The organism is Citrobacter sp. MGH103, from assembly GCF_001034475.2.
In the GTDB taxonomy this organism is placed as follows: Bacteria; Pseudomonadota; Gammaproteobacteria; order Enterobacterales; family Enterobacteriaceae; genus Citrobacter; species Citrobacter freundii.
Genome location: NZ_CP073043.1, coordinates 4,710,422 through 4,732,188, shown reverse-complemented (window position 1 = coordinate 4,732,188; position 21,767 = coordinate 4,710,422). Strand labels below are relative to the sequence as shown.

Genomic DNA, 21,767 nt, shown 5'->3' with positions numbered 1-21,767 from the left:
CGCCGGATGGCGGCTACGCCTTATCCGGCCTACAGATTACGTGACACGTAGCCGCCACCCGGCAGGGAATATTGTGATGGCGAACCATCTGGTCCTTCTGAAATCAGACTTTTTTGCGCATGAACAGCAGGCTGTCGCCGTAGCCGATCGTTATCCGCAGGATGTCTTTGCTGAGCATACCCATGAGTTTTGCGAGCTGGTTCTGGTCTGGCGCGGTAATGGCCTGCATGTCCTTAACGATCGCCCGTACCGGATAACCCGTGGCGATCTGTTTTACATTCGCGCCGAAGATAAACACTCCTACACTTCTGTTAACGACCTTGTGCTGCAAAATATCATCTACTGCCCGGAGCGGTTGACGCTGAATGTTGACTGGCAAGGGGCGATCCCCGGATTTGATGGTACGCCAAGGCACCCGCACTGGCGACTCGGTAGCGTTGGCATGAGCCAGGTCAGACAGGTGATAAGCCAGCTTGAGCATGAAAGTAATCAACGTGATGCGCAGGCTTTTACCATGGCTGAGCTGCTGTTCGGGCAACTGGTGACCCACCTTAAGCGGCATCGTTATGCAACGGATACGCTCCCGGCGACGTCGAGCGAAACGTTGCTGGATAAACTGATCACCGCGTTAGCCGGTAGCCATGAGCATGCGTTCGAACTGAATAAGTTTTGCGAGCGCGAACGGTGCAGCGAGCGCGTTTTGCGCCAGCAGTTTCGCAGCCAGACCGGCATGACCATCAACCAGTATCTCCGCCAGGTGCGGGTTTGCCATGCGCAGTATCTTCTCAAGCATAGTCGGTTGATGATTAGTGAGATTTCCATGCGCTGCGGCTTTGAGGACAGTAACTACTTTTCGGTGGTGTTCACGCGCGAAACCGGGATGACGCCGAGCCAGTGGCGTCATCTGGCTGAGTGAGTAACCATGATTACGTCGGATATCAAGATGATAAAATCTGACCGCGATCCCTCCAAAAATTGAAAATTTCGCGATGGCTCACTTCTGTAAATAAAGCCTAAAATAGGAATGACGACCATTATCAGGAGAGAATGATGAGCGTATGTTGAAATAATTTACCAGAAATTATTGGGCGTTAAACAATGCAGGCTTCTGACTATTTAAGAATGAAATTTCAAAATGACAGGCGGCTGGCGCTAACCACTCAGAATGCGGTTGGTGGAGTTTTGCAGTCAGCCCGGGGAGTTGCTTCAGATATATATTCGGGTATGGAGCGAGCTAGTTGGTATTCATCATGCTTTATACCGCAATATAATGATGTTTGTCAGGAGTTAAAGACTGAAGAAATAAGAGCACTCTATTCCATAGAGTCTATATATAGATATCGTGATGTAATTGCATATATGCTCTATTTGTACTTCAAAATGATAAGTGATGATGTTGATGAAGGTAATCCAGAAGGTTCGGCGCGGCAGTTAATCAGAAAAATGTCAGCAATAGCCTCTCATATGAATATTGCAGGAGGGACCAGGTACGCTTTTGCTTCCGCGGCTTCTCTTACGTTGTCTCAGTCTGGTTTCATGTCTAAAATCATTGTTGAACGTCTATCTACAAAGCTACCACAAGCAGTATTCGTGCTTCAGTTTTTCGGCGTTCAACAAAAGTGTGCGCTTGCTGCCCGTCATCTAAAAGCAGTGGATTCAGATTATTATTGGATTTTATATCAGGCAAAGCTTGAAATGCTTTATTATTTTGTCGAACCAGCAATTTCCAAAATGATTAGCAGAGCAAAGTCTCAACTCTTCTCAAATCTTGATGACTTAGCTGATTTTTTACAGGGGGATTTTAGTGTTTAAGAGTTTGATAACACTTTTATTAGAAGGTGTAGTGTTTCCAGTTCTGTTAATAGGCTTTGGTTTATTATGGCTTCATCTGTTCCCTAAATGTTGTTTATTGCTAACATTAATTACACTTATTATTCTGATGTGGTTGTTTCCCCGATTGACTTCACGGTTCACCAAGTTTAAATAAAAGGAGTTTAAATTTCTAACCCAGCTTATTTGTGGCTAACAGATGAAAATGGTTCTCCTATGTCAGGCTCCTCTCTGGTTGTCGGACGTGTCGGAGCTATTGAAATAAAGTCACTGACTCACAACGTCAATATCCCGGTTGATAGTAATACAGGGCGCCTAACGGGTATGCGAATTCATGCACCCATCATGTTTCAAAAAGAATTCGACCGGGTTACACCTTTTTTGTACAGAGCATTAAGTACCGGAGCTACGCTCAAATCAGCGACGATCAAAATGTACTCAATTAATGAAGCAGGGATTGAAAAGGAATATTTCAACATCATTCTTCACAACGTAAAGCTTACGTCCATCACGCCTGATTTGTATCCCGGCTCATCAACAGGTACACATCTTGAAACGGTACTGCTTCGCTACGAGAAAATCACCTGGAAGCATTGCGATGGTAATATCATCTATACCGATGAATGGAATCACCGTACTATCTATTAAAAAATTAATCTGGCAAATAAAAATTTGTGTGTATCAAACTAACGATAGATGACGCCCAGCCAGTGGCGTCATCTCAGCAACCAACATGATTAACTGGCCATTCCCAGACCAACAATGTTTGCCGCGACAATGATCACCACGCAGCCAAGGCTTAGCACACTGACCGGACGGCGACCCGCGTTTTTCCACTCTTTCAGCACCAGCCCGACAATCCCGCCGCACAGAACATAGAAGCTCATGTGCAGCATCCAGCTTACATAATCATATTGAGCCGGAATTCGCGCGTGGCCCCAGGCGTAGAAGAAGAATTGCAAATACCACATCAGGCCACCAAGCGCAGACAGCAGCACGTTGGTGATAATCAGTGGTTTGGCTAGCGAAAAATCGGCTTTTATCGACAAGTTTTTCACTTTTGCCAGACGAATGAAGCAAAAGCCCAGGTTGACTAACGCGCCGCCGCCCATGATAACCACATAGCTAGGCAGGGCGACATACAGCGGGTCCACACCCAATGCGGCGGCGGCATCGTGCATCGGTTTCGCGGCGTTCATCGCAAATGACATCCCGGCGGAGAAAATGCCGCACATGACCGCCAGAACCAACCCTTTTTTCAGGTTGAACTCTTCGGCTTTGATGCCCATTTTGCGTTCTTTTAATTGACCCGCACGGGTCACAATGCCCACGCCAATCAGTGCGACCAGCACGCCAAGCAGCGTCATGCGTCCGCCGGAGGTGTTGATCAGCACGTCAAAGTTGCCATTGATAATTGGGGTCATCAGCGTACCGACAATCAGCGTGATACCAATCGCAATGCCGATCCCCATCGACATACCGAGATAGCGCATGGTCAGACCATAGTTGATATTGCCAATCCCCCACATCGCGCCGAAAAGAAATACCGGGGCCAGTGTGGAAAGGCTGAAGGAGCTGAAATAGGCCCAGAAATTGGGAAGTAACATCGCGCTGATCGTCCACGGAAGGATAAGCCAGGAGACGATCCCGCCCACCGACCACATCGTTTCCCATGACCAATGTTTGACCTGCTTGAACGGGGCATAGAAACAGGCGGCACTGGCTGCGCCTATCAAATGCCAAAAGATACCCATCGTAATCGCGTTACTCATGACTTAATCCTCGTTATTTTTTATCGTCGGTAATGACCCCTCTGACCTAACGAGTTTAAAAATTACGCAGGGTGTTGACCTTTTAACGATTGCCGCCATTTTGCGCAGGTTGGCAATCATCACGTTAAGTGGGTGATTCGGTTCACAACTTTTGCAATAGACTGCACGATTAAAACCTTGTAAAAAGTACGGCATTGATAATCATTTTCAATATCATTTAATTAACTATAATGACCCAACTGCTTACGCGGCGTTAACACAGGCCGCCCGACAATACTGGAGATGATTATGAGTTATACACTGCCATCCCTGCCGTACGCTTATGATGCCCTTGAACCGCACTTCGATAAGCAGACGATGGAAATCCACCATACCAAACACCACCAGGCTTACGTAAACAACGCGAACGCTGCGCTGGAAAGCCTGCCAGAATTCGCCAGCCTGTCCGCTGAAGAGCTGATCACCAAACTGGATCAACTGCCAGCAGACAAGAAAACCGTACTGCGTAACAACGCGGGCGGTCACGCTAACCACAGCCTGTTCTGGAAAGGCCTGAAAATCGGTACTACGTTGCAGGGTGACCTGAAAGCGGCTATCGAACGTGACTTTGGCTCCGTTGACAACTTCAAAGCTGAATTTGAAAAAGCAGCGGCAACCCGCTTTGGCTCCGGCTGGGCGTGGCTGGTGCTGAAAGGTGACAAACTGGCTGTTGTTTCCACCGCCAACCAGGATTCCCCGCTGATGGGTGAAGCTATCTCTGGCGCTTCCGGTTTCCCAATCGTGGGCCTGGATGTTTGGGAACACGCGTACTACCTGAAATTCCAGAACCGTCGCCCGGACTACATCAAAGAGTTCTGGAACGTCGTGAACTGGGACGAAGCTGCCGCGCGTTTCGCAGCAAAAAAATAAGTTCTATGCTTTAACGAAGCCCTGCAAGCGATGCTTGTGGGGTTTTTTTGTGATCAAACTCAATATAAAAACAATGATCCACTTAAATTGAAACAAGGTTTTATTATGCGAGTGGGATCACTTTTATAGTCTCTATGAATGTCTATCTTCTTTTCATCAAGACGGGCGCATCTCAAAGCAAGATGCAATCGCCCATAAAAATTGCCCCATTTTTATGTCTACAGGTGATGGAAATGCAGATCAAACGTACGATAGAGAAAATCCCAGGCGGTATGATGCTGGTGCCGCTTTTCCTGGGCGCGTTGTGTCACACCTTTTCCCCCGGCGCCGGGAAATACTTCGGCTCCTTTACCAACGGTATGATCACCGGTACGGTACCTATCCTGGCGGTCTGGTTCTTTTGCATGGGGGCGTCGATCAAACTAAGCGCCACCGGCACCGTGCTGCGTAAATCAGGTACGTTAGTCATAACCAAGATTCTGGTGGCGTGGGTGGTTGCAGCGATTGCCTCACGCATTCTGCCGGAACATGGCGTAGAGGTCGGATTCTTCGCTGGGTTGTCTACGCTGGCGCTGGTGGCCGCCATGGATATGACCAACGGCGGGTTGTATGCCTCGATTATGCAGCAGTACGGCACCAAAGAAGAGGCTGGGGCGTTTGTCCTTATGTCGCTGGAGTCTGGCCCGCTGATGACCATGGTGATTCTGGGAACTGCCGGGATCGCGTCGTTTGAACCGCACGTATTTGTTGGCGCAGTATTGCCGTTCCTGATTGGCTTTGCGCTGGGGAATCTGGACCCTGAACTGCGGGAGTTCTTCAGCAAAGCGGTGCAGACACTGATCCCGTTCTTTGCCTTCGCATTAGGTAACACTATTGATTTGAGCGTGATTGCTCAGACCGGCGTGCTGGGTATTTTGCTGGGCGTGGCAGTGATTATCATCACTGGTATTCCATTGATTATCGCCGATAAACTGATTGGTGGTGGCGATGGTACGGCGGGGATTGCGGCTTCCAGTTCTGCGGGGGCAGCGGTTGCTACGCCTGTGCTGATTGCTGAAATGGTTCCGGCATTTAAACCGATGGCACCGGCAGCAACTTCTCTGGTCGCCACGTCGGTGATTGTGACCTCCATTCTGGTGCCGATTATCACGTCTATCTGGTCGAAAAGGGCCAAAGCAAGGGCGGCAGAAATTGATCTTCGTGGCACCGTGAAGTAAGTCTCTTAAGCCGGATGGTCTGCACCATCCGGCTTAATTATTTACCCTTTGACGACAAACACCTCATCGATTGTTCTACACTCACTCTCGTTCAACTCTCCACCGGCATTACGTGACACGCCGGAGCAATAGCCAAACTTACGCGATACCACGGTTTTGATGGTGGTGACAAAATCTTCGCCGATGGCATAGATGGACATGTAGGTGCCAATCTGGTCCTGAATATCGCGAAGCGCTGCCAGGTCGCCCTGTTTAAACGCTTCCCGCGCGCTGACAAACAGTTCCGGCATGACGTTGTTCAACCCTGAAATAATCCCTGCGCCACCTGCCAACAGGTTGGGAATATAGTATTCGTCGTAGCCGGACAGCACGGCAAAATCCTCCCGCACGGCGCGGGTGGTCTGAATCATACTGCGGGTATGGGACTGGCAGTCGACGGTGTCTTTGATACCAGCGAAATTCGGGAATTCAGCGGCGAGGGAGGCAACCAGCTCGGGGGTTAAATCGCAGCCGGTACGTGCCGGGAAGTTATAGGCAAACCATTTGCCGCTGAGTTTCTGCCCCAACTGACGGAAGTAACTCAGCAACTGTTTCGCCGTTTGTCCGTAGTAGTAGGGCGGCAGGATCATCACGGCATCGTAACCTGAGCGATACGCTTCCTGCGCCATCAACAATACATCATTCTGGCAGGTGGATGAGACGTTGGCGACCATCTTCAGCGAGCTCATGGCGCGGGCCTCGCGGATCAGCAGCAGCCTTTCTTCGAGCGTAAAGGAAGCAAATTCCCCGATGCTGCCCATCAGCAAAATCACGTCGATTTTGGCCTCGGTAAGGCGTTTGAGATGCTGGCTTAGACCGTTGAGATCGATCTTACCGTCATTGTCCATTGGCGTAATGGAAGGACACCAGACGCCAGCAAATTGCGATTGATCAGTCACGTTGTCGACTCCTTATTTGAAATGATGTTTCAAAACCAGCTTACATTGATAGCATGTGTCCCTAAGTTTCATGTGAACCGTGCTCTCATTTTGAGCGACTGGGGTAAAATAAATGTGGTGTAATGGGGGAAATTTATCGGGAGAGGGAACAGATGCGATATCCGGTCGATGTTTTTACGGGCAAAGTTCGGGACTACACGGGAAGCCGTCCCAGCGCGATTGCTAAAGTCCAGATTGACGGCGAGCTGATGCTGACCGAACTGGGGCTGACAGGGGATGAACAGGCGGAAGCGAAAATTCATGGCGGGCCGGATCGCGCGCTGTGTCACTATCCGCGTGAACACTATCAGCACTGGAGACAAGCGTTTCCGGAGCAGGCGGAGCTATTTGTCGCGCCCGCGTTTGGTGAGAACCTCTCTACTGAGGGGCTGACTGAAGAGAATGTGTATATTGGTGACATTTTCCAGTGGGGAGAGGCGTTGATTCAGGTCACACAGCCGCGCTCGCCGTGCTTTAAGTTGAATTTCCATTTTGGCATCAGCGATATGGCCTGCCAGATGCAGGATGCAGGTAAGACGGGCTGGCTGTGCAGCGTCATCGCGGCAGGGCTGGTATCTGCAGATGCGCCGTTGATCCTGGCGTCACGCGTGAGCGACGTCAGCGTGCGGGAGGCGATTGCCATTGCCTGGCATATGCCGTTTGATGATTCGCAATATCACCGTTTACTGTCGGCTGCCGGGTTATCAAAAAGTTGGACCAGAACGATGCAAAAGCGTCGTTTAAGCGGCAAGATCGAAGACAATTCCCGCCGTTTGTGGGGGAAATAGCCCACGTCAGTCTCTGCAATTAAATCAGGTGGCGACACCTGATTTACCTCTCCCCCGCGGTTCATTTCCCTGCATACAAAACCGGGCAAAAACCTGCCGGTCACGGTTTGCTTCAAAGCCATTCTTGATACCTGGTCCACAAAAAGAAACTCTGCGTTGAAAAAAAACTTGAGTATTTCCTGCACTCAAATATCTTAGCTTCAAATTGGTTTAAACCAGATGAGCGAAATGAAAAAGAAAAATAATGTTGATGTGCTCAGAGAGCGCTTTGAAAGCTGGTTAAACGAGAAGAATTTACCAGCGGGGTCCAAATTGCCTTCGGAGAGGGAGTTATGTGAGCTTCTGGATGCAAAGCGTATGACCTTACGTCAGGTTTTGATTGAGCTCGAGATCGATGCGCGTATTTTCCGCAAGAACCGCAGTGGTTGGTTTATTTCGTCGAAGCGATTTATTTATAACCCTAAATCACTTTCCAGCTTCAATGCTGAAGCCTGTGCTCAGGGACGTGAACCTTTTTGGGATTATTTAACCAAAGAAACCATTGAAACAGCCCCGCATCATGTTGATGATGTTTTTCTCTCCTCCGGCGATCGCTATTTAGTTACTGGCTGGTGCGGTCTTGATTCACATAAAGTGTTTTACCATGAATCCTATATTGATGCCGATGTTGCGCCAGGATTCATTAATAAATTGGGCAGTCAGTCTTTTGCCAGCGTCTGGGAAGATGCATTTGGCTATGTTTTAAATATCAAAGAAATGATTTTTAAACCGGTCAATATGCCAGAAGTGGCCTGCAAAGAGCTGGGAGTTGCGCCTAATACGTATGGAATTTTAGTAGAAAAACATCGGGCTACCCAAGATAAAAAAGTGGTTCAGGTTGATTTCGAATACTGGCGACTTGAATCAGTGGAACTTGTTATTCGTGATGAATGAGAAAAATAATGGGAAAATATAACAAAGAACTTCTTGCCGAACGCGCGAGAAATATACCGCTGTACCTACATGCTTATGCTTTTCATCTGAATATGCGCTACGAGAGAGTCCTGCCGGGGGATCTTCTGGATATTGCGTATCAGCAAAAATTGAAGGGTGTAAAAATACATGTTGAGGATGGTGAGTCCCAATCACTGCAGAAACTAAACGATCAGCAGCTACACGATTTTAAAGAGAAGGCCAAAAAATATAATCTGGATGTGCATATCGAAACGAGCGCATCGGATAAGGCGACATTGACGGATGCAATCCGTATTGCTGTTGCTACTGGTGCAACTTCAGTGCGTTTCTACCCGCGTTATGAAGGACATCTGAACGATGTTATGGCGAAGATTGCCAATGATATTGCGTGGCTGTCTCAGTATGACGATTGCGGACTAAGCTTTACTATCGAACAGCATGAAGATCTGCAAGGCCATGAGCTGGTGACGCTGGTTAACAATAGCGGGATGAAAAATCTCTCTATTCTGTTTGATTTTGGCAACATGATTAATGCTAATGAACAGCCGCTTTCTGCGTTAGAGGTTATGTCTCCATTAATCACTCAGGTACATATCAAAGACGCCAAAATTATTAAAGAAGGTAAAGGCTGGGGGCATGAGGCTTGTCGTTCAGGACACGGCGATTTACCCATGGAAGAGATGCTCAAGGTATTATTACTTTTAGGTGAAGATAAACCGCAAGTACATGCTTTTGGTCTGGAAGAAGAAGTTGAATATTATGCCCCTGCATTTCGCTTCGATGATGAGGGTGATAATCCATGGATCCCATGGCGCGACGCAAGTTATACGCCGCTGCCTGACAGTAATATGATTGATGCGCGACTGGCGCAGGAAAAAGAGCATGCTCTTGCACAAATCAAATATATTCGCGATTTATGCGATAAATTTATAACTAATCAATAAATTTCTTTAAATATTATTAAATGTAAGAATGACTATGCAAATAGTCTATCTGTTTTATTGATTAAATATTTTAATTAAATATTTCTCTCAACAAGCAATGAGGGTTTAATTATGTTCATGAATAAATGGGCAAGGCTCTGCTTTTTAATTTTAGGCGGCGGCACGATATTCAAGCTTTCAAGTATGAAAGATGTTTTCTATGTGCCAATGCAGAATGACTGGGGTTTAACCAATACGCAAATTGGCTTGAGTTTTACGGTTTATACGATTGTTCAGACAACCGGGCTTTTTCTTTCTCTCTATATCGCAGATCGTTACTCCAAGAAAATATTATTACCGTTAGGTCTGATTGGTGTTGGGTTATGTGGCTTATATCTGGCAACGCTACCGTCATTTACCGGCTATCTCATTTGCTTTGCCGCGATGGCTTTCTTTGCCGATGTGGTTTATTGGCCGGTATTGCTGAAAGCCGTTCGTTTGCTGGGAACGAAAGAAGAACAAGGGCGCATGTTTGGCTTTTTGGAGGCTGGACGCGGTGTGGTAGACGTCATTGTCGCTTCTGGTGCCCTGTTTGTCTTCGTCCATTTTGGTGAGGGGAAAGCAGGCATGCAGGCGGGGCTGATGTTTTATACGCTCATCACCATTGCGGCAGGTATTGTGACCTACTTTATTGTCGATAATGACGAAGTTAAAGGCGGCGAGAAAACCAGTGCCAACATGGAAGTGTTAAAGGGTATCAAACATGTTTTATCCTGCCCTAACGTTTGGCTGGTTTCTTTAGGTATTTTCTTCGTTTACGCCGCGTACTGTGGACTGACTTACTTTATTCCGTTCTTAAAAGATATCTATATGCTGCCGGTAGCACTCGTTGGCGCGTACGGCATCATCAACCAGTATGCGTTAAAAATGGTAGGTGGGCCGATTGGTGGAATGTTGGCAGATAAAGTTGCTAAATCACCGACAGTGTATCTGAAGTGGACGTTCCTGATCTCTGCTGTTGCGATGCTTGTGTTCATGCAGTTACCGCATCAAACAATGAACGTGTATATCGGTATGGCGGCGACATTAGGGTTCGGAGCTATTATCTTCTCACAGCGCGCCATTTTCTTCGCGCCGATGGATGAGATCGGTACCCCACGTGAGTATGCGGGCTCGGCAATGGCATTTGGTTGCATCATCGGTTATATGCCAGCGATGTTTGCGTACACCTTGTACGGCTATTTGCTGGATACCAATAGCGGCATCACTGGCTACAACTATGTCTTTAGCGTGATGATTGCGTTCAGCTTAATGGGCTTTATCTGCTCGACCATTCTGGTGAAGCGAATTAAAAATCAAAAGCTAGCGGCTGCAGCTGCGGCGACATAACGTGAATGCTTCCCCGGTAATCATGTCGTACCGGGGAAGCCTGTTAAGCGCGTTTATACAGCGGTAACCAAATTACCAGCCGTAAACCACCCAGCGGGCTGTCTTCGGCCTTCACCCAGCCACGATGCTGCTGGATTGCGGTTTCAACAATCGCCAGACCCAGACCTGTTCCGCCAGACTCGCGATCGCGCGCCTCATCGGTACGATAGAACGGACGGAAAATCTGTTCTCTGTCTTCAGGGCTTACACCTGGGCCATCGTCGTCCACGGTGATGGTAATCCCGTCGATATCCACCGCGAAGCCAACTTCAATCTTCGTATGTGAATAGCGCAGGGCATTGCGCACAATGTTTTCCAGCGCACTTTCCAACGCATTTGGGTTACCGTACAGCGGCCACGGACCCGGCGGGAAATTCACCGTGAGCGATTTACCCATCTGCTCAGCTTCAAAGGCGGCGTTATCCAGCACTTCGCCCCAAAGCTGATTAGCTTTCACCGTTTCACTGACCAGCGCGTTTTTCTGCTGATTACGTGACATCACCAGCAGGTCGTTGATCATGCTGTCTAGTCGGTGTGCTTCTGTTTCAATGCGCTCCAGCTCTTTGCTCTCACCGCTACGACGGCGCAGCAGAGCGGTGCCCAGTTGCAGACGCGTTAGCGGTGTTCTCAGCTCGTGAGAGATGTCCGACAGCAGACGTTGCTGTGTGGTCATCATCCGTTCCAGCGCCGTCACCATCTGGTTAAAGCTGGCACCTGCCGCCAGAAACTCCTGCGGACCGGCTTCCAGCTCCGGATGTTGACGCAGGTTGCCCTGAGCTACTTCATCCGCCGCGTTTTTCAACTTACGCGCTGGTTTCGCCAGACTCCAGGCAAGCCAGAGCAATAGCGGAGAGCTGACTAACATGGTGACGATCAGCAACAACAGCGGTCGGTCAAACAGCAGGTTGATAAAGTCAGATTGTGAGCTGCTGGCTGGTCGAATGAGATACAGCTGGTAGTTATCTTCACCGTCTCTGACGGAGAAAGGCCCGACCATCTCAACGCGACCGTATTTTTTCTTTTGCGGATGGTCGGCGTTATCGGCCTGACCAATAAAGTTACGAATGATCTGCATTTCATTGCGTTCTGCGCCGATCACGCGTCCTTCCGTCGTAACAAGTAATAACCGCTGTCCTGGCGGCGCCCACTTGTCTATCGCCCGAAACAAGCGACGCCACCACATCAAATCGTTAGGTGGATCGTTCGCCAGTTCAGCTTCAACGTGTTGCTCAATCATTAACCCCTGGCGCTGCTCGCTGTCCAGTAGCTCGGTCATCTGGCGTGAGTCGAGCTTGGGTAACATCAGTACCAACATCAACACCAGTGCCAGCGTCAACCAGAAGATGGCAAAGATGCGCGCGGTTAAGCTCCCTATCATGAAGCGGAAACCATCAGGTAGCCGCGACCACGCAGGGTTTTAAACCACGGGTGTCCGTCTTTACGCTCTGGCAGCTTACGACGCAGGTTCGAGATATGCATATCGATAGCGCGATCGAAAGGTGTCAGGCGTTTACCCAGCACTTCCTGGCTCAGGTGCTCACGCGAAACCACCTGACCGAGATGCTGTGCCAGCAAATAAAGCAGGGTGAATTCGGTGCCGGTTAACTCCAGAATTTGCCCGTCAAAGCTGGCTTCCTGGCGACCCGGATTAAGGCTTAACGCATCTACTTCCAGAGTCGGCGAGCCGTTATCGCTGTTCTGCTGCTGTTCGCTCCAGTGTGAGCGACGCAGAATAGCGCGGATGCGCGCGACCAGTTCACGGTCGTTAAACGGTTTGGGTAAATAGTCGTCCGCGCCCAGCTCAAGGCCAAGTACGCGATCCAATTCGCTGCCGCGAGCGGTCAGCATGATTACGGGTGTCTGGTGTGTCTGACGAAGTGCTTTCAGCGTATCAATGCCGTTTTTCTTCGGCATCATGACGTCGAGCAAAAGTAAATCGATGCTGTCATCCAGAAGCTCAAGTGCCTGTTCCCCATCATAGGCAACCAGCACATCGAAACCTTCCATTTCGAGCAACTCCTTTAACAGGGAAGTCAGCTCTCGGTCATCATCAACTAACAGGATTTTATTCATTGTTTACGTACCTCCGAGGCAGAAATTACGTCATCAGGCGTCGCTAATCTATGACTTTACGTTGTTTTACACCCCCTGACGCATGTTTGCAGCCCGAATCGTAAACTGTCTCTCGTTGAATCGCGACAGAAAAGATTTTGGGAGCAAGTGATGGGCAAAGTTAGCGCTGCCGTCATGGCCTCAACGCTGGCACTCAGTACATTTAGCCATGCAGCTGAAGTCGTCACAGGCGATCACTGGCACCTGGGTGAAGGCTCATCGCAACGCAGCGTTCAGAGCCACATGTTTGACGGTATCAGTTTAACCGAACATCAACGTCAACAGATGCGAGATTTAATGCAGCAGGCAAGACACGAACAGCCTCCTGTTAATGTTAGCGAAATGGAGACAATGCATCGCCTTGTCACCGCAGAGAAATTTGATGAAAGCGCAATGCGCGCTCAGGCAGAAAGAATGGCGCAAGAACAGGTTGCCCGCCAGGTTGAAATAGCCAGGATCCGCAACCAGATGTATCGCCTGTTAACGCCCGAGCAGCAAGCGGTTTTAAATGAGAAACATGAACAACGAATGGAGCAACTGCGCGACGTAGCGCACTGGAAAAAAAGCTCATCGTTGAATTTATTGAGTAGTAGCAACTCACGTTCCCAGTAGTAACCCTGTTTTCCTTGCCATAGACACCATCCCTGTCTTCCCCCACATGATGTGGGGGTTTTTTTTGCCCAAATTAAATCGGATTACCAAAGATAAGCAGCTACTTACAGAAGATATTTGGAGCTTATAAACGCTTTTGTTATGCGTGATTGACCTCAATGTAACTGACTGCCTTTATGTAGAGCCGTGTAATCTGATAATAATGCTTAGCTTTTTCCTAAATCCAACACAGTACCATCATTGGTAATGATAAAGGTGTAGTAGTGGTTTTTTCCATTTAAGGTATAGCTTGCGCCATACACTAACCCTTTTTCTAAATTTACCGTAAAGCAGGTACTTGGGTAGGTGAGATACTTAAAATCGCCGACTAATAATTTTTTATATTCTCTACCATTAGTTGATAGAATATAGCGGGTTAATACATCATTTTTATCTATGGTAAAGCAAACGCGACTGCCATCTACGTAGATCGCCCGTCGTTCGCCGGACTCTGCACCCTCTCTACCTTTCCCTGGGCATCCGGCCAGAAATAAAAGTATAGGAAGAAAAAAGATCGACTTCTTCATATCGGAAAATCCCCTAATACCTTTTCATATTTCTGTATTAACTCCAGCTCAGGTTCTTCTGGGTCATAATCACGGTAAACATACAGATTGACCTGCCCCCACGATTAGATACAACACTCAGTTAGTAACGTCGGAATCTTCATTCTCAGAATGACCCTTTCTCCAGCCCGCTGCAAATTCAGACGGTGTCTGATAATTCAGCGTGGAGTGCGGGCGGCATTCGTTATAATCCTGCCGCCAGTCATTAATAATTTTCCTGGCATGAACGATATCGCTGAACCAGTGCTCATTCAAACATTCATCGCGAAATCGTCCGTTAAAGCTCTCAATAAATCCGTTCTGCGTTGGCTTGCCCGGCTGGATTAAGCGCAACTCAACACCATGCTCAAAGGCCCATTGATCCAGAGCACGGCAAGTGAACTCCGGCCCCTGGTCAGTTCTTATCGTCGCCGGATAGCCTCGAAACAGTGCAATGCTGTCCAGAATACGCGTGACCTGAACGCCTGAAATCCCAAAGGCAACAGTGACCGTCAGGCATTCCTTTGTGAAATCATCGACGCAGGTAAGACACTTGATCCTGCGACCGGTGGAAAGTGCGTCCATGACGAAATCCATCGACCAGGTCAGATTGGGCGCCGCCGGACGGAGCAGCGGCAGACGTTCTGTTGCCAGCCCTTTACGACGTCTTCTGCGTTTTACGCCCAGGCCACTGAGGTGATAAAGCCGGTACACGCGCTTATGATTAACATGAAGCCCTTCACGGCGCAGCAACTGCCAAATACGACGGTAGCCAAAACGCCTGCGCTCCAGTGCCAGCTCAGTGATGCGCCCTGATAAATGCGCATCAGCAGCCGGACGGTGAGCCTCATAGCGGCAGGTCGACAGGGATAAACCTGTAAGCCTGCAGGCACGACGTTGCGACAGACCGGTCGCATCACACATCAACATCACGGCTTCCCGCTTCTGGTCTGTCGTCAGTACTTTCGCCCAAGAGCCACCTGAAGCGCCTCTTTATCCAGCATGGCTTCGGCAAGCAGCTTCTTGAGTCTGGCGTTCTCTTCCTCAAGCGACTTCAGGCGCTTAACTTCAGGCACCTCCATACCGCCATACTTCTTACGCCAGATGTAAAACGTGGCATCGGAAATGGCATGCTTGCGGCAGAGTTCACGGGCGGGTACCCCAGCTTCGGCTTCGCGGAGAATACTGATGATCTGTTCGTCGGAAAAACGCTTCTTCATGGGGATGTCCTCATGTGGCTTATGAAGACATTACTAACATCGGGGTGTACTAATCAACGGGGAGCAGGTCAAGATCGCTATGTCCATCAAACCCATAATGCTTTAACAACCAGTAATCGCTGACTAATGATGCTTGCTGCTCCAGCCCGTAATCAAGTAAGTTTTTTTCATTTAGGCTGTATGTATAATCAGCTGCCCATGAGAACGCCCCGCGTGTTCGTACCCACATTCCATATTGGTGCTGCCAAACATGCATCATTTCATGTAAAAAAAGATGCTGAGCATTTGGAGTTTGCTGTTTTGTTGGCATCGAGAAATCATCTTCGTATTTTATTTTTCTAAACCACATTTCGCCGTTGGGCGTCATCGCCTGGCCGGGGTTTTGACTATCAAAAGGAAGATAACTTTCCAGATGAACCCAAACTTGATGGTAAAGAATGCTGAAGCCAAAGAGCGAGTTTGCAAGATTTATCTCGCCAAGCCTTAACCTACGCAGCCCTCCTTCTTGAATCGGTTTCCAGTCAATAGAATTAGGGTAATACGTCATCTTAATCCCTCAAGATATGTTGATTGAGTGTTTATCGTACACCTAAAGTAAATCAGCATTGGAAGAGTTATAGAGAGGTCTTAAAAACTCAGAATAAAACGTATTCAACTGACGTATGGTCATGCTGATCCGGCTGTAAGATAGGCCGTAATGTAGATTTTTTATTAGAATAAATTTTTAATTTAAGTGTTGCTATGTATTGCTACAACATTCCATCCCTGTCTTCCCTCACATGATGTGAGGGGGGGCCAAAATTTGTCACTCGGTTATTGCCTGACTGTTTTACTTCATCCGTTATACTAGCGGCATATTCTGGCTGGAGTGTTTATGAATCATACCTATGGGCGGCTGGTGAGCCGGGCGGCAATCGCGGCGACCGTGATGGCATCGCTGTTACTTTTGATCAAAATTTTCGCGTGGTGGTACACCGGATCGGTCAGTATTCTGGCTGCACTGGTGGATTCTCTGGTGGACATCGCGGCGTCGTTAACCAACCTGTTGGTGGTGCGCTATTCGCTGCAACCGGCCGATGATGAACATACGTTCGGACACGGAAAAGCGGAATCACTGGCGGCGCTGGCGCAAAGCATGTTTATTTCCGGTTCGGCGCTGTTTTTATTCCTGACCGGGATTCAGCATCTCATCCAACCGACGCCGATGAAAGATCCCGGCGTTGGGGTGGTTGTCACCATCATTGCGTTAGTGTGTACAATCATTCTGGTCTCGTTTCAGCGCTGGGTAGTGAAGCGTACGCAAAGTCAGGCCGTTCGGGCAGATATGCTTCATTATCAGTCTGATGTTATGATGAACGGTGCGATTCTCATTGCGCTCGGGCTGGCATGGTACGGCTGGCATCGTGCGGATGCCTTGTTTGCGCTCGGGATTGGCATCTATATTTTATATAGCGCATTACGCATGGGGTATGAGGCAGTGCAATCTTTGCTGGATCGCGCTTTACCCGATGAGGAACGTCAGGAAATTATTGATATCGTGACGTCATGGCCTGGGGTCAGCGGCGCTCACGATCTTCGCACGCGGCAGTCAGGGCCGACCCGCTTTATTCAGATTCATTTGGAAATGGAAGATAATCTGCCGCTCGTTCAGGCGCATTTAGTGGCTGAACAGGTTGAGCAGGCAATTTTACGGCGTTTCCCGGGATCAGATGTCATCATTCATCAGGATCCCTGTTCAGTCGTACCCAAGGAAGGCAAGGTGTTTGAGCTTTCATAATTCGTTGTAAAAAGTGAACCGGGCCAGCATTTTGTGTATAAATTACCACCATTTGGCCTGACCTGAATCAATTCAGCAGGAAGTGATTGTTATACTATCTGCATATTCGTTGGATCGTTTCGATATGCGGAATCGACTTCCGGCAGCAGATTTCATTTTGCATTCCAAAGTTCAGAGGTAGTCATGATTAAGAAAATCGGTGTGTTGACAAGCGGCGGTGATGCGCCGGGCATGAACGCAGCAATCCGTGGTGTTGTACGTGCAGCGTTGACGGAAGGGCTGGAAGTCATGGGGATCCATGATGGCTACCTGGGTTTGTATGAAGACCGTATGGTCCAGCTTGACCGCTACAGCGTGTCCGACATGATCAACCGTGGCGGTACTTTCCTCGGTTCAGCTCGCTTCCCGGAATTCCGCGACGAAAACGTGCGTGCGGTGGCTATCGAAAACCTGAAAAAGCGTGGCATTGATGCGCTGGTTGTTATCGGCGGTGACGGTTCTTACATGGGTGCTAAACGCCTGACTGAAATGGGCTTCCCGTGCATCGGTCTGCCGGGCACTATCGACAACGATATCAAGGGCACCGACTACACCATCGGTTACTTCACCGCTCTGGGTACTGTAGTAGAAGCGATTGACCGTCTGCGTGATACCTCTTCTTCTCACCAGCGTATTTCCATCGTTGAAGTGATGGGCCGCTACTGTGGCGATCTGACCCTGGCGGCTGCAATTGCCGGTGGTTGTGAGTTCGTAGTGGTTCCGGAAGTGGAATTCAGTCGCGACGATTTGGTTGCTGAAATCAAAGCGGGCATCGCGAAAGGTAAAAAACACGCAATTGTAGCGATCACTGAACACATGTGTGACGTTGACGAACTGGCGCATTACATCGAGAAGGAAACGGGCCGCGAAACGCGTTCGACCGTACTAGGTCACATTCAGCGTGGTGGTTCCCCGGTTCCTTACGATCGTATCCTGGCATCCCGTATGGGCGCATATGCTATTGAACTGCTGCTGGCAGGTCATGGCGGTCGCTGTGTCGGTATTCAGAACGAGCAACTGGTTCACCACGATATCATCGATGCTATCGAGAACATGAAGCGTCCGTTCAAAGGTGACTGGCTGGACTGCGCGAAAAAACTGTACTGATTGTTTTTTGTTGCCCGGTGGCGCTTCGCTTACCGGGCCTACAGCGTGTACTCTTGTAGGCCGGATAAGGCGTAAGCCGTCATCCGGCACAACCTGCCTCATTTATTCCCCGAAGTTATAGCAAATCTTTTTTTATTCTTTAATGTTTGGATGCCTTTCTGGCACGCTTTGCTCATCACAACATCACATAAGAGAGCTGGGCGATGAACAAATGGGGCGTAGGGTTAACATTATTGCTGGCATCGACCAGCGTTCTGGCAAAGGATATTCAGTTACTTAACGTATCGTACGATCCAACACGTGAACTGTACGAGCAGTACAATAAAGCCTTCAGCGCGCACTGGAAGCAGGAAACGGGCGATAACGTCGTGATCCGCCAGTCACACGGCGGCTCTGGTAAACAGGCGACCTCTGTCATCAACGGTATTGAAGCCGATGTCGTGACGTTGGCACTGGCGTACGACGTGGATGCCATTGCTGAACGTGGTCGAATTGATAAAAACTGGATTAAGCGCTTGCCGGATAACTCTGCGCCTTACACCTCCACCATCGTGTTCCTGGTCCGCAAAGGCAACCCCAAACAAATTCATGACTGGAACGATTTGATCAAACCGGGCGTGTCAGTGATTACACCAAACCCGAAAAGCTCAGGCGGCGCACGCTGGAACTATCTGGCGGCATGGGGCTATGCCCTGCACCACAACAACAACGATCAGGCCAAAGCGCAGGACTTCGTCAAGGCTCTGTTTAAAAACGTTGAAGTGCTGGATTCCGGTGCGCGTGGTTCAACCAATACCTTCGTTGAGCGTGGTATCGGTGATGTGCTGATCGCCTGGGAAAACGAAGCGCTGCTGGCAACGAACGAGCTGGGTAAAGACAAATTCGAGATAGTGACGCCGAGTGAATCTATTCTCGCGGAGCCGACCGTTTCCGTGGTCGATAAAGTGGTGGAAAAGAAAGACACCAAAGCGGTGGCGGAAGCTTACCTGAAGTATCTCTACTCTCCGGAAGGCCAGGAAATTGCAGCGAAAAACTACTATCGTCCACGTGATACAGACGTTGCGAAGAAATACGAAAATGCATTTCCGAAGCTGAAGCTGTTCACCATCGATGAAGAGTTTGGCGGCTGGACGAAAGCGCAGAAAGAGCACTTCTCTAATGGCGGTACGTTCGACCAGATCAGCAAACGCTAAATAAGTCTGTGATTTACCGACCCGGTGGCCTAACGCGACCGGGTTTTTTATTTGTCATGGTTTTGCGTTACTCTTGCCCTTCAATGGGATGCAGGAAACGCGTAATGAAAAAAGCAGGCTATCTTTTACTGGCGGTGATTGTGGTTGCCGCCGCTGCAGGCATCGGGTACTGGAAATTCACCGGCAACCCGGACGCATTACGCCAGATCGTCCTTCAACAATGCTTGCCGCACCAGTTGCAGCAGCAGGATCCTGCACCATGCGCAGAAGTGAAGCCGGATGCCGGATATGTGGTGTTCAAAGATCGTAACGGCCCTTTGCAATATTTGTTGATGCCCACTTATCGCATTAACGGTACGGAAAGCCCACTGCTGTTAAAATCAGGCACGCCGAACTTTTTCTGGCTGGCCTGGCAGGCGCGTAGCTTTATGAGCCAAAAATACGGCCAGGAAATCCCTGACAAAGCAGTCTCTCTGAGCATTAACTCACGTAGCGGGCGTACTCAAAATCACCTGCATATTCATATCTCCTGCCTGCGAACCGATGTCAGAAAACAGCTGGATGACAACCTGGCGAAAATCAGCACCCGCTGGCTACCTCTACCAGGTGGGCTGCGCGGTCATGAATATCTGGCGCGTCGCGTCACGGAAAATGAACTGGCACAACGCAGCCCGTTTATGATGCTGGCAGAAGAGGTGCCGGATGCACGTGAGCATATGGGCAGCTATGCGTTGGCGATGGTGCGTCAGAGCGATGAATCCTTTGTTCTGCTGGCTACTCAGCGCAATCTGCTGGCGCTGAATCTCGCCTCTGCTGAGGAAATTCAGGATCATCAATGTGATATTCTGCGTTAACCCCACCTAATCTGGCGTTTACTCCGCATGCCTGTCCCCGTATTCTTGTTGAAAAAAACAACAGGAGACAGGCATGTCGCTCTGGCTTACACACCCTCTGTTTATCCCCTCTATGGTGGTTGGCATCACCATTCTGCTCTGGGCTACGTCGCTGCTGCCGGAGTTTATAACGGCGCTGCTGTTCTTTGCCGTGGCGATGGTCGCCAAAATCGCGCCACCGGATGTGATCTTTGGCGGCTTTGCGTCCTCCGCATTCTGGTTGGTGTTTAGCGGCTTTGTGCTGGGTATCGCGATTCGTAAAACGGGGCTGGCGGACAGGGCGGCGAGAGCGCTGTCATCACGGTTGACCGACTCCTGGCCGTTAATGGTGGCGAGTGTGGTGCTGTTGAGTTACGCGCTGGCGTTTGTAATGCCATCCAACATGGGCCGCATTGCGCTGCTGATGCCGATTGTCGCAGCGATGGCGAAACGGGCTGGAATTAACGATGGTACGCGCGGCTGGTATGGTCTGGCACTGGCCGTTGGGTTTGGGACATTTCAGCTTTCTGCGACGATTTTACCCGCAAACGTACCGAATCTGGTGATGAGCGGCGCTGCGGAAGGCTCTTACGGCATCCACCTCAATTATCTTCCCTATTTGCTGCTGCATACGCCGGTTCTGGGTTGGCTTAAAGGCGCGGTTCTCATCGTGCTTATCTGCTGGCTGTTCCCTGGCAAGCCCCATGCGCCGCGCGATCTCACGCCGTCGGAACCGATGAGCGGAGATGAAAAACGTCTGGCCTGGATGTTAGCGGTGGTGTTGCTTCTTTGGGTAAGCGAAAGCTGGCACGGCATTGGCCCCGCGTGGACTGGGCTGGCGGCGGCAGTTATCACATTGCTCCCACGGGTTGGCTTTATCAATGGCGACGAGTTTTCCACTGGGGTCAACATTCGTACCTGCATTTATGTGGCGGGTATTCTGGGGCTGGCGATCACCGTCACGCAAACAGGTATTGGTAGCGCCGTTGGTGAAGCGCTGTTACAGGTGATGCCGCTGGATGCGGAAAAGCCGTTTACCAGTTTCCTCGCGCTGACCGGTATTACCACGGCGCTTAATTTTATTATGACGGCGAACGGTGTTCCGGCGCTGTATACCACGTTGGCGCAAAGCTTTGCCGATGCGGCGGGATTCCCGCTGCTGTCGGTGATTATGATCCAGGTGCTGGGTTATTCCACACCACTGTTGCCGTATCAGGCTTCACCGATCGTGGTGGCGATGGCGCTCGGGAAAGTACCTGCAAGGGCAGGGATGCTGCTGTGTATCGCACTGGCGGCGGCAACGTATTTGATTCTTCTGCCGCTGGATTACGCCTGGTTTACGGTGTTGGGAAAACTGTAGCTGTATCAAAATGTTAATTTTATGTTTTGTGAGTGAGTGAATTGTATTATGCGCGGCAATATCGGTTAATGCCTGAGCGCAGATTTGCGCACT

Annotated in this window: 22 protein-coding genes; 15 read left to right on the top strand and 7 right to left on the bottom strand. The window is 49.5% G+C overall.

Annotated elements, in window-relative coordinates; translation table 11 throughout:
• Positions 1 to 76 precede the first annotated feature (76 nt).
• The 3 genes from rhaR (at position 77) to SK33_RS22760 (ending at position 2,478) form a co-directional block, all read left to right on the top strand.
• On the top strand, positions 77 to 916 hold the full coding sequence (gene rhaR, locus SK33_RS22770) for an HTH-type transcriptional activator RhaR (protein ID WP_032950692.1): 840 nt from the start codon (positions 77 to 79) through the stop codon (positions 914 to 916).
• Between the two features lie 182 nt (positions 917 to 1,098).
• Positions 1,099 to 1,812: a hypothetical protein gene (locus SK33_RS22765; protein WP_032950695.1), complete on the top strand. Its 714-nt coding sequence runs from the start codon at positions 1,099 to 1,101 to the stop codon at positions 1,810 to 1,812.
• 186 nt (positions 1,813 to 1,998) lie between these two features.
• A complete protein-coding gene (locus SK33_RS22760; protein WP_032950696.1) occupies positions 1,999 to 2,478 on the top strand; it encodes an Hcp family type VI secretion system effector in 480 nt (159 codons plus the stop codon).
• Between the two features lie 89 nt (positions 2,479 to 2,567).
• Here SK33_RS22760 and rhaT read toward each other — a convergent pair whose 3' ends face one another.
• Positions 2,568 to 3,602, bottom strand: a complete 1,035-nt coding sequence (gene rhaT / locus SK33_RS22755; RefSeq protein ID WP_003840477.1) for an L-rhamnose/proton symporter RhaT — start codon at positions 3,600 to 3,602, stop codon at positions 2,568 to 2,570.
• Positions 3,603 to 3,890: 288 nt separating this feature from the next.
• Here rhaT and sodA point away from each other — a divergent pair, with 288 nt between their 5' ends.
• Positions 3,891 to 4,511, top strand: a complete 621-nt coding sequence (sodA, locus tag SK33_RS22750) for a superoxide dismutase [Mn] (protein WP_008323178.1) — start codon at positions 3,891 to 3,893, stop codon at positions 4,509 to 4,511.
• 233 nt (positions 4,512 to 4,744) lie between these two features.
• Positions 4,745 to 5,728, top strand: a complete 984-nt coding sequence (kdgT, locus tag SK33_RS22745) for a 2-keto-3-deoxygluconate transporter (protein WP_003028743.1) — start codon at positions 4,745 to 4,747, stop codon at positions 5,726 to 5,728.
• Between the two features lie 41 nt (positions 5,729 to 5,769).
• Here the strand turns inward: kdgT and SK33_RS22740 are convergent, their stop codons facing one another.
• Entirely contained in the window at positions 5,770 to 6,666 is an 897-nt protein-coding gene (locus SK33_RS22740) for a dihydrodipicolinate synthase family protein (RefSeq protein ID WP_003028746.1), read from the bottom strand.
• Positions 6,667 to 6,818: 152 nt separating this feature from the next.
• Here SK33_RS22740 and yiiM point away from each other — a divergent pair, with 152 nt between their 5' ends.
• The 4 genes from yiiM to SK33_RS22720 all read left to right on the top strand — a co-directional run bounded on the left by yiiM (position 6,819) and on the right by SK33_RS22720 (position 10,759).
• The gene (gene yiiM / locus SK33_RS22735; protein WP_046671344.1) at positions 6,819 to 7,493 is read left to right on the top strand and encodes a 6-hydroxyaminopurine reductase; all 675 of its coding nucleotides are present in this window, start codon (positions 6,819 to 6,821) and stop codon (positions 7,491 to 7,493) included.
• Between the two features lie 228 nt (positions 7,494 to 7,721).
• Positions 7,722 to 8,426: a GntR family transcriptional regulator gene (locus SK33_RS22730; protein ID WP_048220096.1), complete on the top strand. Its 705-nt coding sequence runs from the start codon at positions 7,722 to 7,724 to the stop codon at positions 8,424 to 8,426.
• A gap of 8 nt (positions 8,427 to 8,434) precedes the next feature.
• Positions 8,435 to 9,391: a sugar phosphate isomerase/epimerase family protein gene (locus tag SK33_RS22725; RefSeq protein ID WP_048220098.1), complete on the top strand. Its 957-nt coding sequence runs from the start codon at positions 8,435 to 8,437 to the stop codon at positions 9,389 to 9,391.
• A gap of 117 nt (positions 9,392 to 9,508) precedes the next feature.
• Positions 9,509 to 10,759 carry an MFS transporter gene (locus SK33_RS22720; RefSeq protein ID WP_113772705.1) on the top strand — a complete coding sequence of 417 codons (1,251 nt, stop codon included), beginning with the start codon at positions 9,509 to 9,511 and terminating at the stop codon, positions 10,757 to 10,759.
• A 43-nt stretch (positions 10,760 to 10,802) separates the two neighbouring features.
• Here the strand turns inward: SK33_RS22720 and cpxA are convergent, their stop codons facing one another.
• Both cpxA and cpxR read right to left on the bottom strand, forming a co-directional pair.
• Positions 10,803 to 12,176: an envelope stress sensor histidine kinase CpxA gene (gene cpxA, locus SK33_RS22715; RefSeq protein WP_003028758.1), complete on the bottom strand. Its 1,374-nt coding sequence runs from the start codon at positions 12,174 to 12,176 to the stop codon at positions 10,803 to 10,805.
• Positions 12,173 to 12,871 (bottom strand): envelope stress response regulator transcription factor CpxR, encoded by a 699-nt coding sequence (gene cpxR / locus SK33_RS22710; RefSeq protein WP_003028763.1) that lies wholly within the window; start codon positions 12,869 to 12,871, stop codon positions 12,173 to 12,175. The genes cpxA and cpxR overlap by 4 nt, the downstream gene beginning before the upstream one ends.
• A 150-nt stretch (positions 12,872 to 13,021) precedes the next feature.
• On the opposite strand from cpxR, the gene cpxP reads away from it, so the two are divergent.
• Entirely contained in the window at positions 13,022 to 13,522 is a 501-nt protein-coding gene (gene cpxP, locus SK33_RS22705; protein WP_048220101.1) for a cell-envelope stress modulator CpxP, read from the top strand.
• A 206-nt stretch (positions 13,523 to 13,728) separates the two neighbouring features.
• Here the strand turns inward: cpxP and SK33_RS22700 are convergent, their stop codons facing one another.
• From SK33_RS22700 to SK33_RS22690, 3 genes are all read right to left on the bottom strand, one after another.
• Complete coding sequence (locus SK33_RS22700) at positions 13,729 to 14,088, bottom strand: putative T6SS immunity periplasmic lipoprotein (protein WP_032950704.1); 360 nt, start codon at positions 14,086 to 14,088, stop codon at positions 13,729 to 13,731.
• A 117-nt stretch (positions 14,089 to 14,205) separates the two neighbouring features.
• A protein-coding gene (locus SK33_RS22695) for an IS3-like element ISSen4 family transposase (RefSeq protein ID WP_096147877.1) occupies positions 14,206 to 15,326 on the bottom strand; the annotation gives its coding sequence in 2 pieces (ribosomal slippage) (positions 14,206 to 15,068 and positions 15,068 to 15,326; 1,122 coding nt in all).
• A 49-nt stretch (positions 15,327 to 15,375) separates the two neighbouring features.
• Positions 15,376 to 15,873: a type IV secretion protein Rhs gene (locus SK33_RS22690; protein WP_211140409.1), complete on the bottom strand. Its 498-nt coding sequence runs from the start codon at positions 15,871 to 15,873 to the stop codon at positions 15,376 to 15,378.
• A gap of 327 nt (positions 15,874 to 16,200) precedes the next feature.
• Here SK33_RS22690 and fieF point away from each other — a divergent pair, with 327 nt between their 5' ends.
• From fieF to SK33_RS22665, 5 genes are all read left to right on the top strand, one after another.
• The gene (gene fieF, locus SK33_RS22685; protein ID WP_003028775.1) at positions 16,201 to 17,103 is read left to right on the top strand and encodes a CDF family cation-efflux transporter FieF; all 903 of its coding nucleotides are present in this window, start codon (positions 16,201 to 16,203) and stop codon (positions 17,101 to 17,103) included.
• Positions 17,104 to 17,286: 183 nt separating this feature from the next.
• On the top strand, positions 17,287 to 18,249 hold the full coding sequence (pfkA, locus tag SK33_RS22680; RefSeq protein ID WP_003028778.1) for a 6-phosphofructokinase: 963 nt from the start codon (positions 17,287 to 17,289) through the stop codon (positions 18,247 to 18,249).
• A 203-nt stretch (positions 18,250 to 18,452) separates the two neighbouring features.
• Positions 18,453 to 19,442, top strand: coding sequence for a sulfate/thiosulfate ABC transporter substrate-binding protein Sbp (gene sbp, locus SK33_RS22675; RefSeq protein WP_003028779.1), 990 nt, complete (start codon positions 18,453 to 18,455; stop codon positions 19,440 to 19,442).
• A gap of 104 nt (positions 19,443 to 19,546) precedes the next feature.
• On the top strand, positions 19,547 to 20,296 hold the full coding sequence (locus tag SK33_RS22670) for a CDP-diacylglycerol diphosphatase (RefSeq protein WP_003028780.1): 750 nt from the start codon (positions 19,547 to 19,549) through the stop codon (positions 20,294 to 20,296).
• A 73-nt stretch (positions 20,297 to 20,369) separates the two neighbouring features.
• The gene (locus tag SK33_RS22665; protein ID WP_048220104.1) at positions 20,370 to 21,674 is read left to right on the top strand and encodes an SLC13 family permease; all 1,305 of its coding nucleotides are present in this window, start codon (positions 20,370 to 20,372) and stop codon (positions 21,672 to 21,674) included.
• The last annotated feature ends 93 nt before the right edge of the window (positions 21,675 to 21,767 follow it).